Origin of the sequence: Sulfurimonas sp. (assembly GCF_026988655.1) — a bacterium.
In the GTDB taxonomy this organism is placed as follows: Bacteria; Campylobacterota; Campylobacteria; order Campylobacterales; family Sulfurimonadaceae; genus Sulfurimonas.
In genome coordinates, this window is sequence record NZ_JALSKT010000014.1 from 20,594 (window position 1) to 33,909 (window position 13,316).

Genomic DNA, 13,316 nt, shown 5'->3' on the forward strand with positions numbered 1-13,316 from the left:
ATCTCAATTATGTTTTCCCCTTTCATAAGAAGAGATATATACTCCTATAAATTTTTAAAACGGCTGAGTTTTCTCCCTTTTTATTCTCAGCCGTTTTTGCTACACTTCGTTTATGAAAATCATACTCACAACTTTAAACTCAAGATTTACCCATTCGGCTATTGGTTTGCGATATCTTTATGCCAATATGCAAGAGCTACAAGAAAATACTTCTATACAAGAGTTTAGTATCAATGATGCCATCCAAACCATCGCAGAAAAACTTCTCATTCATCAGCCTGACATCATCGGTATCGGTGTCTATATCTGGAATGCAACAGAGGTACGTGAGCTTATTCACATCATCAAAAAAGTCTCACCACAGACGCGTATCATACTTGGTGGTCCTGAAGTCACGTATCTTCCTTTTCGTGTAAACTTTGACGATGCTGATTATATCATTCAAGGTGAAGGTGATTTGGCTTTTTATGAGCTTTGTAAAGACATCCTAAACGCAGTAGCCAAAGAACGTATCATCAAAATGACTGCACCAAACCTTAAAGCAATAGCACTTCCTTATCGTTACTACACGGATGATGACATCAAAAACCGCTATATTTATGTAGAGATTTCTCGTGGTTGCCCTTTTGAGTGTGAATTTTGTCTCTCCTCCATGGATGAAAAAGTACGTGCCTTTAATCTTGATGATGTCCTTGATGAGTTTGAAATACTTTGGCAAAGAGGGGCGAGAAACTTTAAGTTTGTTGATAGAACATTTAACCTCAACATGAGGGCAGCCAACAGGATCTTAGACTTCTTCTTATCAAAAGAGCCACCCTACTTTGCCCACTTTGAAGTCATACCCGACCATTTTCCAGCCTCTCTGCGAGAAAAGATAAAAAGCTTTCCTCATGGGGCTTTGCAACTAGAGATAGGCATACAAACACTCAATCTTGAGATAGCGAACAATATCTCAAGACAACTCAAACTAGATAAGATAAAAGATAACATTAGCTTTTTAGAAAATGAAACAACAGCACATATTCATCTTGACTTGATTGTCGGTCTTCCCGGGGAGTCTTTAGAGAGTTTTGGAGACAACCTTGATGCACTTATGGCTATGAGTTCTTGCGAGATTCAAATAGGCATCCTCAAAAAACTCTCAGGCACACATATCAGCCGACATGATCTACTCGAGGGAATGGTCTACAGTGATATTCCACCCTATGATATTCTCAAAAACAACAAACTCAGCTTTAATGACATTCAAATAATGAAACGTTTTGCAAGGTTTTGGGACCTCTACTACAACAGCGGTAACTTCAAAACAAGCCTGCCGCTGCTTTGGCAAGAAACAAGCGTCTATAAAAACTTTTATGCCTTTGGTCTTTGGATATATGAACAAACAGACGCAACATGGAAAATCTCCCTCCAACGTCAAGGAGAACTCCTCTTTAGCTATCTAAGTGAAGTAAAAAAACTTGATAAACAAAATATAGCTGATGCAATGTTAGAAGATATGATGAAGTTAAAAGGAAGAGCCATTCCAGCCTACCTCAAACCATTTGCCCAAGGTTTCACAACAAATGCAAAGCTTGGAACCTCAGGATTTAACAAAAGACAGAACTAAGAAAGCAGAAGTTTTTCCAACTCTTTAGATGATTTGATATGATGCAAAGAGAGGTCTATACTCTGCATCTCACAACTTGCAATAGTATCTTTTAAGATAGTATCAATGCCTAGTTTTATCTCCTCACAACGGCAAGCTCCATTATCTAAAACAAGAAAATCATCCCCAAAAATTCTAAAAACCATATCACTTAAACAATGCTCTTTTACATACAAAGCCACCTTTGTTAAAGTAAGGTCACCTGCATTCCAGCCACTCTCTTTGTTGTATCTTGAAAAATTTTTCATCATAAACATATGCAGTTTCGTATATGTACAATCATAATTATTTTGCACAATCTTTACATCAAAGTAACTTTGATTGTACAGATCTGTAAGCCTGTCTTTATAAAAGTAAGCAAATCGCTCTTTTTCTAAAGCCGTATTAGGGAGTTGATTGATCCCATCATCAAGCTTTATATCTGCTAGTGCTACTAAAGCAGCTTCAACCACTTTTACATTAAACTGTATGCCTTTTAAACTTCCTATCTCTTCAAGCGCATCTTGTACACTTTTACGCCCTTTATATATTCGGTTTGTCGTCATTGCATCAAAAGTATCTGCAACCATCATCACTTTAGCAAATTCATTAATTTCCTTAGACCTGATGCCTCTTGGATAACCACTCCCATCACAGCGTTCATGATGATCTCTCACTATGTCAGCTAACTCTTTAAACATTGGAATGCCAACAAGAAGTCTATAGCCAACTTCTGCATGCTCTTGGATAAGTTTATACTCCAAATCATTGAGCTTTTGAGGTTTTAAAAGAACCACATCTGGGGTTGCCACTTTGCCTATATCGTGTAAAATCCCTGCTTTATATACTTTCTCACACGCTACATCACTATAGTGCATCTCTTTTGCTATCATCTTACTGTAGGTGGCAACGCGCTCAGAGTGTCCCGCGGTATAAGTATCTCTCTCTTCTATCATCGTCACCATTGCCAAAAGTGTTTTTTCGTAATTTTGCTTTTGAAAATGTATCATAGTACTTAACTCTGAAGTTTTTTGTTCAACCATTCTTTGCAAGCTCTGTTTATACTCTTCATTTTCTTTAAAGGTGTGCAATTTTTCACTTATCTTAAAAAGTTCATAATTGAGCTGTTCAAAATCAAAAGGTTTTAAAACATAGCCATCAACTCCAAGCTTAATTGCACTTATCATATAGTCAGATTCACTATGTGCTGTTGTAATTAAGATAGCTTGTTCATTGTTGATTTTTCTTATCTTTGCTATCATATCTATCCCATTCATCACAGGCATAGACAAATCACTAACGACAATGTCAAAATCCTCTTTGGTGTACGCTTCTAGCCCTTCTTTTCCATTTTTTGCTACGACAACTTTTAAAAAAAAGTTTTCTAAATACGCCATCATCTCCTTTCTAATGGGAGCATCATCTTCTACATATAAAACATTTAAAGTTTGTGCCAAAGTTTTTAGTTGCTTTATGTAATTCATCTGTTTATCTTATCTAAAATATGCTAAAATAGAAAATGCAAAAATCTAAATATGTCGGTATTGGTGTCAGTACTGGAGGACTTGTTACACTCAAAAAGCTACTAGCACTTTTACCGACACAAGAAAATATTACCTATTTTATAGCGCAACACCTTGATGTAAATACTAAAAGTCATCTCGAAGAGATTCTCTCACCTTACACAAAAATACCCTTACATACAATGCAAGTGAGAGAAACATTTGCAGTAAACTCCATCAACATTATTCCACCTGGATATAATTTATTTTGCGAAAATGGCACTTTAGTTTTAGAAAAAAATTCTCTTGCACAACATCTTCCAACACCCTCTGCTGATAAGCTCTTTGAAGCACTTGCTATGTGTAAAAAACAAGATAGTATCGGCATAGTTCTTACAGGAACAGGGCATGATGGATCTAGCGGGATTGAAGAAATTAAGCGTTATGGTGGTAAAACATTAGCCCAATCCCCCATGGAAGCCCTCTATCAAGATATGCCACAAAATGCCATTGACACTGGTTTTATCGACGATGTACTCAGTATTAAACAAATCGCCTATGAGTTGAAACTTATAGCACAGCAAAGCATCAAACCACTTGCTCAAATCACAAAACTTTTACGAGAAAAAGAACACTTTAACATAGAAAAATACAAAGAGGAAACAATTAGTAGACGACTAGAGCGACGTATGATGCTCACCGATTCCAAAGATATACATCAATACCTGGAGTATCTTAAAAAACATGAAGAGGAGCTTCATATCCTTAGACAAAGTCTACTCATCGGAGTGACAGAATTTTTTAGAGATGCAAAAGCTTTTGATGGTTTAAAAAAAGAGTTGCTGCAGTATCTCGCAGACAAACCAAAACAGTATAATTTTCGAGCATCTTGCATCGCTTGCTCAACTGGCGAAGAAGCTTACTCTCTTGGCATCATCTTAGCCGAGACAAAAGAAGAGCTACACAAAGAGTTTGAGGTCACTATCTTTGCTACAGATATCAACGACACAGCACTCAGCATCGCAAGAAAAGGTTTTTATGCTCATAAATCTTTTGATGGTATGGATAAGCAACGCCTAGAAAAGTATTTTATAGCGCTCGAGGATGGCTACAAAGCAAATGACACCTTGCGCTCACAAATCATTTTTAGCCATCATGACATCTTAAGTGATCAGCCTTTTCTTAAACAAGACCTTATTATATGTAGAAATTTTATGATTTATATTAATGCAGATATACAGACAGAGCTTTTTAAAATCTTTTACCATTCACTCAAAGAGGATGGACTCTTGTTTTTAGGCTCATCTGAGACAGCACTTCTAAGCGCTGAATACTTTAGAGAAATCGCTGCGCAATCAAAAATCTACAAAAGACAGAAGATAAAAAAACCCTTTAACATACCATCTCGTTACTTGTCTAAACAACTGCAAACACAATACAATCAGCCTTCATTACAAAAAAGCAGCACCAAACTACCACAGATTGAATCTGAAATCACCCACACAATGTTTGAGATATTGTCTTCAAAAACAATCGTAGTCAATCCTAACTTTTCCATAGTCTATAAACAAGGGGATTTCCCATTTTTAGAGATTCCTGATGGCTTTGTAACGCTCAATGTCATAGAAAACTTGCATCAAGCCCTACGTTACGATGTCACAAAACTGCTCAATAAAGTTCTCAAATCCCATACAACTCAAAGCACAAAGTTTATTGAACTCGATGTACAAAATCAGCAAAAAATTTTTGTTCGAGTGACGGCTTCTTGGCTCAAAGAAAAAAAGGAAGACTCCTTTATCCTACTCTATTTTGAAGATCTCAATCCAGAGCAACTGCAGTTTAATGCACAGAGGCATTATATAGCTGACGAATCCGAAGTTATCAAAAACCTCACTGCTCAAATCACTACCCTTAAAGAAGACAATACCCATATCTTAAAAGAAGTCGCTTCTTCAAAAGAGAATATGCAACTCCTTTATGAAGAACTACAAAGTGCCAATGAAGAACTCCAAAGCTCAAACGAAGAGTTAGAAACCAGCAATGAAGAGTTACAAAGTTCAAACGAGGAGTTGCATTTATCCATAGCTAATGAGCAAAAACTTCAAAGAAACCTCTCTTTAATTCTTGAGTCAACCTATGATGGCATCATCGGTTTGGATAAAAAAGGTAAACATACCTTTGTAAATAATGCAGCACTCCAAATCCTCGGATACAAAGAAGAGGAGTTGTTGGGCAAAGAGGCACATCATACTTGGCATCACACCAAAGCAAACGGAGAGAACTATCCTCTCAAAGAGTGTACTCTACATTATCACCTCTCACGAGGGAAAAAATTACAACAAAAAGATACCTTTTGGACAAAAAATGGACAAGCAGTACAAGTACAAGTATTTCAAAATCCAATAATAGAAGATGGAAAAACTATAGGGGCAGTTGTCTCATTTCACGACATAACAAAAGAGAATAGACTTACACATGAGCTCTATCTACAAGAAAACCTTTACAGACTCACTTTCGAAGAAGCAGATATTGGGATAGCACACACCTCCCTTGATGGACATTTCAAAGATGCAAACAAGTATCTTTGTAATCTACTTGGATATACAAATGAAGAGTTTTTAAAGTTAACAGTTGCACAAGTCACGCATCCACAAGACCAAGACACAGATAAAGAGATGCTTCAAAACCTGCAAAATGGGCTGCAAGCTTCTTATCATATTGAAAAAAGATATATCCATAAAAATGGTGATACCGTATGGGTAAATTTAGCTGTTGTTTTGCTCAAAGATGCCTTTGGAAAACCGCTCTATTTTCTTAAAATTATTCGAGATATTACCCAACTTAAACTCCTTATGTATCAGCTCGAAGTAGAAAAAAATAAATTTCAAAATATCTTAGAGTTTACCCCTATTCCGATAATGTTATATAGCCAAGATAAGGGTCATATCTTGTTTATAAATCAAAACTTTGAAGAGACAACAGGCTACACGCTTGAAGAAGTTTCAAATATAGACAGCTTAGTAGAGAAACTCTTCTCAAAAGGTGCGCCAACAAGTCAAGAAGCAATGAGGACTTACTTTGAAAATCCACTTGCTACAAAACAGTTTGAACAAAGCTTCCAAACAAAAGAGAACAAGCATAGAGTAACTGTTCTAAACGCAGTAAGACTTGAAGATGCAAATATCGTAGAGACAAATCTTTATCTTATCGCAATGATAGATATCACAGAGATACAGAAAAAAGATGAACTTCTTATAGCACAGTCACGTCAAGCTGCCATGGGTGATATGCTCGCTATGATTGCGCATCAATGGAGACAGCCACTAAGCGTTATCTCTATGGTATCGAACAATATTCAAGCACAGATAGCACTAGAAGATAAGATAGACTCTCCATCTTTGAAAAACTTTATAACTACCATCAATGAACAAACACAGTACCTTTCACATACTATTGATGATTTTAGAAATTTTTTTAAACCTGATAAACAAAAAGAGCATATGAGCTTACATGAGCTTATAAAAAAACTCAAACATCTCGTAGATAAAGCGCTACAAGACAATAACATTAGGCTTGAGTACACACAAACAAAAGATATAAAACTCTATACTTATCAAAATCAACTCCTACAAGTACTTCTTAATATCGTCAACAACGCAAAAGATGCCATCAAAGAGAAAAATGTTTCTGATGCGCACATCGTCATATCAGCACAAGAGAGTAAGGGTAAATTGTTACTACGTATTTGTGACAATGGGGGAGGTATCGACCCACAAGTGATAGATAAACTAGGGGAACCTTATGTCACTACAAAATCTAAAAATGGAACAGGATTAGGGCTTTATATGTCCAAAATCATCCTTGCAAAACATCTCAATGGAACACTCTCTTGGAGTAGTAACAACAAGGAGACTTGTTTTACTGTTAGCTTGCAAATATGAAATTTCTTGTCACAATATTTTTCTTATTGGCAGTGTTTTTAAATGCTAAACTTATCTCTCAAGATTTGGAGCAAAGAGCCCAGAAGAAGTATGGTGAATTTGCTAAGAACCGTTTTATATCTATACAAAAAGATTTACTTGACAAGTACAAAGATGCAGATGAATTGACAAAGCTAAACGCAGTAAACACTTGGGTGAATGCGCTTAGATATGCAAGTGATAGAACTGTTTATGGAGTCGCAGATTATTGGGCTACTTTGTATGAGTTTGTCGGTAAAGACAAGGGTGACTGCGAAGACTACACCATCGCAAAGTATTATATACTCAAAGAAATGGGTGTTGACCCGCATAAAATGAAGTTTACTTATGTTGTTTATAGAGACAGACGGGGTGCGCTTGTAGCACATATGGTACTCTCATATCTCAAAAAACCAAATCAAAAATCAAAATCTGACATACTCATACTTGGCAATAATAACAAAAGAGTTCTGCCAGCAAGCCAAAGACCAGACCTTCTTAAGATGATAAAAATGATCAATGGCGACACAGGTCCAAAATCAAAAAAATGGAAAAAATTAGAAGCCAATATGAAAAGGAAAAAATTATGACACTCTTTAAGCAAATGGCACTTGCCGTATCCATACTTATACTTACAATTTTAGGTGCGGTGATGATGCAAAATTATCAAAGTGCTAAAAAAGACATGGTAGAAGCCCTCTACCAAACAACTGTGAACAACATTTCAACTTTGAGCAATAAACTTTCTCAAAATGCGAATATTCCTACTCTGATGAGAGAGGTGATCAACTCTCAAGTGGGTACAACAGAAACAGATAAAACACCTGCCATTATTAAAAGCATTATAGATGCTGAATTTGACAGTGGGTACTACAAGCTTATAGAGTTCAAAACAGATCATTATGATTACAAGCAAATAGATATGAGTCCTCCTGAGGGTGTTCCTTCGTGGTTTATCAACTTTGCAAACATTGAGCTCAAACCTGTTGTGGGCGAAGTAAATTCTGGTTGGACACAGCTAGGGACACTGACCGTACAAGCAGATGCAAACATCATATATAAAGCTTTATACCGAACATTTATAAATCTTTTATATCTTTTTAGTCTTTTTTCTGCTATCTCTATTTTGGCAATAAATATTTTACTTCACTTCATACTGAGACCTGTCAAAATGATGAAAAAGCAAGCAGAAGCAATACTCAAAAATGAGTTTATCATCCAAAAAGAAGAGCCGTACACAACGGACTTTAAAGAAGTTGCACTCGCTATGAATTCAATGGTCACAAGAGTAGAAGAGATCTTTCGTAAAGCAACACAAGAAGCTAAACGCAACAAAGAACTACTCTATAACGACCCTGTCACAAAACTCTACAATCGTAGATATTTAATGATCAAACTTCCCGAACTACTTACAATTGAAAGCAAAAGCAATGGAGGTACTATCATTTTAGTATCACTTGATGGAGCAGAAGTCATCAACCAAACACTTGGTCGACAAGAAGCTGACAACATTTTTTATGAAATAGCAAAGATTTTTACAAGCACGCTTCATACTTTTCATGAGGGTATTGTAGCAAGAGTAAACGGTACTGAATTTACTATGGTTATACCAAACTGTGAAAAAGAAGATGCACTTGGTATCATAGAGCGTATAAACAAAGCCTTTAATGCACTCCTTCAAGAAAACAAACTTCAAACAACACAGGTAAAAATAAATATAGGTGCTTATAAATATACTACCGGTGTAGATGTTAGTGACCTACTAACAAAAGTTGATACTGCTCTGCTAAAAGCAAAAGCAGATGAAACAAACAATGTATACTTTTACCAAGAAGAGTTTTCAAACGAAGCCCTCTCTAAAACACAATGGAGAGAGATGCTTGATGAAGCTATTCACACCAACAGCTTCACTATACAGTTTTATGATGCAATTGATACACAAACAAAAAAGATCTTCCACAAAGTACTTACATTTAATCTTCTGAGTAAAGATGGAGATACATATAGCTATGGTGAGTTTATTGCTCCTGCTATTAATTTTGGGATGACAACAAAGCTCTATCTGATTATATTAGACAAACTATTTTTAGAGCATAAATATAGACGCATTGAAGAGAACTATGTTGTCAGACTTCCTAAGGAGTTCTTAGAAGATGAGGATATGCTTGAACAGCTCTCTCATCTTTTTGCAAAATATCCAAAAACTATGAGACACCATCTCTTCTTTGAAGTGACAGATAGTTTTGCTATCCATGATACTGCGACACTTAAAGGATATGTAGACTTGTTTAGAAAGTACAAGTTTGGTTTTGGGATAAACTCCTTTACAGGTGAAGCAAATGACTTTGAATATCTTAAAGAAATTAGCCCTGAATTTTTAAAAGCAGATGTAAACTTCTTGCTTGATCAGTCAACTACTTCTATGGCGGCACTACAACTTGTTGCAAATTCACTTAATGTTGAGATTATTGCGAGCTTTGTGACAAAGCAAGAAGAGGTACAAGAGTTAACAAAATATCAAATTACTAAAATTCAAGGACCCGTCACGGATAACTTTTAATCTTTCTGTGATAGAATAAGTGATAATAAAATTAAGGATGGGAATACAATATGTTTGGGAACAGCAAGAAGATAGCAGCACTTGAAGCAGAATACAAAAAAAGAATTCAAGAACTAGAGCAGGAAAACTCACAACTTACAAATGAGCTTTATCAGCTCAAAAACACACAACAACCAGAATCAAATAAGAATGAAAAGGTTTGCCAAGAGCTCCAAGAGATACTTCTAGGGAGCTATAGTGATGGAACGCAATTTTTGCAAGGTGTTATCGAAGAAGATTTATCACTATTAGAAGAGATAAATGAGCTCAATGCAAAAACAAATGACCGCATACAAGATGTCTCCGAGCAAACACAGGAGATATCTTCTGCGATAGAGAACATCCAAGAACACGCAAATACTTTAGGTGATGACTCTAACTCCCTCAATGACAGCGTTATGTCTATCGCAGAGATTATCAACCTCATTAAAGATATCTCAGACCAAACAAATCTTCTTGCCCTAAACGCAGCCATAGAAGCTGCTCGCGCAGGTGAGCATGGACGCGGTTTTGCCGTCGTTGCTGATGAAGTAAGAAAACTTGCAGAGCGTACACAAAAAGCAACACAAGAAGTGGAGATCAACATTAATGGACTCAAGCAAAACTCTAACTCCATGATGGAAATCAGTAGTACTTTTGCAGATGAGACTTCAAAAGTCATGAGCATCATAGATGACTTTAGCCAAAATATTGATAAAGTTGTCCAAAATTCTGATGAAATCAGAGAAAAAACGCAAGAACTCACCAATGAGCTCAATGTAAGTAATGGAAAAATTGACCATATTGCCCTGAAGATCACAGGATATAAAGCAATCATAAGTAAAGATATAGTGAGCATCGCAGATGAGCATAGTTGTCGATTTGGCAAATGGTTTAACACTATCTCTACAGGTTTACTCAAAGGTGATTCACATCTATCAAGTATCAGTAAGCATCATGAAGTCGTACATCAAGGCATCAAGCGAGCTATGGAACTAGCAAAAAAAGGTGAAGAAGAAAAAGCACTTGAAGAATGTAGAAAAGTTGAGCATGCAAGTGAAATAGGCTTTTCAGAACTACTTCAAGCTGTGCGTAACGCTTCTTAAACTCCTCTGGAGTTTAAGCCTTTTGTTAAAGTATCATCTATCTCTTTCATATACTCTTTATTTAGTTTTTCCAACTCCCTGTCAAGCTTCACTATGATATCTTTGTTTGTATTTGGATGACGGCAAATTCGTAAAATAATTTCAGCATACACATCAAACTCTGGATGTGGTCGGAGTCCAAGTTTTTTTGGGATTTTTCCATGATATTTGAGAAGTAGGTCAACTGCCTTTTCAAGCTCTTTTGTTGTTGATTTTTTATCGCGAATGATAGCTAGAAGTGTTTGCATATCATGCTTCTCTTGGGCTCTATTTTCTTTAAGAATATTTTTCTTTTTGACTTGCTTATTTTGCTTTTTTTTAGGGTTATAAACAAGAAAAAATGTTAAAACTACTAAAACAGCGACTAAACCTGCTATTGATTTTAACAATAATATTACATCCATTAGCTATGCCCTCATAAAAAAGTCAGATAATTTAAAAGACAAAAGGAATCACCCTTTTTGTTTTACTGATATATGTTTCATACTCAGGATTATGGCATTTCCAAAGACTCTCTTCATACAACATTTTCACCAAAAGCGTTACAACAAGAAGAAAATATAAAACTAACTCATAATAAGTAAAATAGATAAGCGCAACCCCCAACATACTCAAAAGCACTGAGAGATACATGGGATGACGAATATAAGTGTAAACACCAGTCATGACAAGTTCGCAGTTTTCCTTGATATCTGGACGAATATTAAAGTTTCCACTTTCATGCTCTTTAATTGCTAAAAGTCCAATGACTATACCAAGAACTAAAACAGCTGCGCCAACAAAGGGATACTGCGTTTGAGAACCTATGGGCAAGAGCATCAAAAATATAATAAAAAACTGTAAGCCTACTAAAATTCTACTCTTCATTTTCGTCTTCTTTTTTTTGCTTCATTATACTTAAAACAACCACAAACAAAAGTGAAAAAAGCACACTCACAAAAATAATAGCATACCCCGTAGGTAAATCCAAATGATAAGAGACAAAAAGCGCTAACAAAACACTCAAAGAACCAAAAATAGTTGCAAAAGCAAAAGGATTAAAACGACTTTGCACAAGTCCTGCATACGAGGGGGCTATCAAAAGAGTAAAGACCACCAAAACACCTGCAGACTGCACCGAAGAAGTAACAGTAACAGCTAACATCGTAAAAAATAAGAGTTCTTTTTTAAGACCAGCTAAACGAGGATATAAAACAAACATAACAAAAGCAACTGTTGCATATATGGCTAAACTTTTATACAATTCATCACTAGATGTGAACAGTATATCTGCCGCACTCAGCTTGGAAAAAAGCTCCGTTCCCTCAGAACTCTGTGCCAAAATGAGCATAATAGCTGAGATACCAAGAGCATACAAAAGACCGATGAAAGCCTCTATCTTTGAAACTTTTTTTGTCGCCCATGTAATGATAAACGCAGCGAGTAGTGCAAAAGAAAACGTCATCGCTGTTTGATAACTTCCATCCATAAAAGCAACACTTATCGCCATCCCAACAGCAGCAATCTGCCCTATGGCAAGATCAGTAAAGATAACCCCACGCTTGATTATTTCCAATCCAAAAACTGTATGAATGAAAACGAGCGCTATAGCCAGCACAAAAGCTGGCCATAACAGTTCGATTAGTGACATATTCTTTTCGCTATTGTGTTATAAAACTCTTCTAAAGTTTTACTTCCATCAGCACCTACATCGTGAGGTATAACCTCTACTTTTGCTCCCGTTTTTTCTGCTATGAATTTTGCAGTTTTTTTCTCATGGTATATATCTTGTAAAATCATATGCACACCATTTTCTTTTATGATATTTATCAGTTGTATTGTATGTTTTGAACTTGGTGCAATTCCTGGAAGTGGCTCAATAGTACCGTAACTTTTGTAATCATATCGATTTAAAAAGTAGTTAAAAAGTTGATGATACTGTATTACTTTTTTATCTTTACATGTTGCCATCTTTGCATCAAACTTTTCTAAATATGCCTGCCACTCTTTTGAAAATTCTGCAAGATTTTGTTGATATGCTTGTGCGTGTTCTGGGTCTATTTGAGCTAATTTTCCTGCTATAGCTTTAGCCATAATAAGTACCGTATGTGGATCTGTCGAGTAATGAGGGTTTCCTTGTGCATGTACATCACCAAAAGCACGAGAAACAGATGCAGGCACATCAATCATAGGTACAAAATGCGACATATCTAAAAGCCCTTTTGCCCCATTTCGAATTTTTGCATTATGTGCTGCTCTTAAAAGAGGCGGTAACCAACCAAGTTCTAAGCCTCCACCATTGATGATAAGCAAATCTGCACGACGCAACTTAGCAATCAAAGAGGGTTTTGGAACAATAAAGTGAGGGTCATACTTTGCACTGCCAAGTACAGTGACATCGACTAAATCTCCTCCCACTTTTTTTGCAATCACACCCATTGTTGCATAGGTAGCGTCAACTTTAACTGAACCAAAAGTAACTGTTGTAAGTAAAACACTTAGTAATAATAATATTTTTTTCATTTT

General features: G+C 36.1%; 10 protein-coding genes. 5 read left to right on the top strand and 5 right to left on the bottom strand.

The annotated features are described in order from the left end of the window. Nucleotides 1-112: 112 nt before the first annotated feature. The gene (locus tag MV052_RS01430; protein ID WP_297440260.1) at nt 113-1,609 is read left to right on the top strand and encodes a B12-binding domain-containing radical SAM protein; all 1,497 of its coding nucleotides are present in this window, start codon (nt 113-115) and stop codon (nt 1,607-1,609) included. Here the strand turns inward: MV052_RS01430 and MV052_RS01435 are convergent. After that, a complete protein-coding gene (locus MV052_RS01435; protein ID WP_297440262.1) occupies nt 1,606-3,111 on the bottom strand; it encodes an HD domain-containing phosphohydrolase in 1,506 nt (501 codons plus the stop codon). The genes MV052_RS01430 and MV052_RS01435 overlap by 4 nt on opposite strands. Before the next feature lie 35 nt (nt 3,112-3,146). On the opposite strand from MV052_RS01435, the gene MV052_RS01440 reads away from it, so the two are divergent. Genes MV052_RS01440 through MV052_RS01455 form a run of 4 tightly spaced genes read left to right on the top strand, consistent with a single transcriptional unit; the run spans nt 3,147 to nt 10,772 of the window. Further along, nucleotides 3,147-7,070: a PAS domain S-box protein gene (locus tag MV052_RS01440; RefSeq protein ID WP_297440264.1), complete on the top strand. Its 3,924-nt coding sequence runs from the start codon at nt 3,147-3,149 to the stop codon at nt 7,068-7,070. After that, nucleotides 7,067-7,678 (top strand): transglutaminase-like cysteine peptidase, encoded by a 612-nt coding sequence (locus tag MV052_RS01445; protein WP_297440266.1) that lies wholly within the window; start codon nt 7,067-7,069, stop codon nt 7,676-7,678. Before MV052_RS01440 ends, MV052_RS01445 begins: the two co-directional genes overlap by 4 nt. Further along, complete coding sequence (locus MV052_RS01450; protein ID WP_297440268.1) at nt 7,675-9,648, top strand: diguanylate cyclase; 1,974 nt, start codon at nt 7,675-7,677, stop codon at nt 9,646-9,648. Before MV052_RS01445 ends, MV052_RS01450 begins: the two co-directional genes overlap by 4 nt. A 50-nt stretch (nt 9,649-9,698) precedes the next feature. Further along, a complete protein-coding gene (locus MV052_RS01455; protein WP_297440270.1) occupies nt 9,699-10,772 on the top strand; it encodes a methyl-accepting chemotaxis protein in 1,074 nt (357 codons plus the stop codon). Here MV052_RS01455 and MV052_RS01460 read toward each other — a convergent pair. Genes MV052_RS01460 through MV052_RS01475 form a run of 4 tightly spaced genes read right to left on the bottom strand, consistent with a single transcriptional unit; the run spans nt 10,769 to nt 13,313 of the window. Beyond that, nucleotides 10,769-11,215 (bottom strand): hypothetical protein, encoded by a 447-nt coding sequence (locus tag MV052_RS01460; protein WP_297440272.1) that lies wholly within the window; start codon nt 11,213-11,215, stop codon nt 10,769-10,771. The genes MV052_RS01455 and MV052_RS01460 overlap by 4 nt on opposite strands. Before the next feature lie 31 nt (nt 11,216-11,246). Beyond that, nucleotides 11,247-11,678: an isoprenylcysteine carboxylmethyltransferase family protein gene (locus tag MV052_RS01465; RefSeq protein WP_297440274.1), complete on the bottom strand. Its 432-nt coding sequence runs from the start codon at nt 11,676-11,678 to the stop codon at nt 11,247-11,249. Further along, a complete protein-coding gene (locus tag MV052_RS01470) occupies nt 11,668-12,441 on the bottom strand; it encodes a metal ABC transporter permease (RefSeq protein WP_297440276.1) in 774 nt (257 codons plus the stop codon). Before MV052_RS01470 ends, MV052_RS01465 begins: the two co-directional genes overlap by 11 nt. Then, nucleotides 12,432-13,313 (bottom strand): metal ABC transporter substrate-binding protein, encoded by an 882-nt coding sequence (locus MV052_RS01475; protein ID WP_297440278.1) that lies wholly within the window; start codon nt 13,311-13,313, stop codon nt 12,432-12,434. The genes MV052_RS01470 and MV052_RS01475 overlap by 10 nt, the downstream gene beginning before the upstream one ends. Nucleotides 13,314-13,316: the final 3 nt, after the last annotated feature.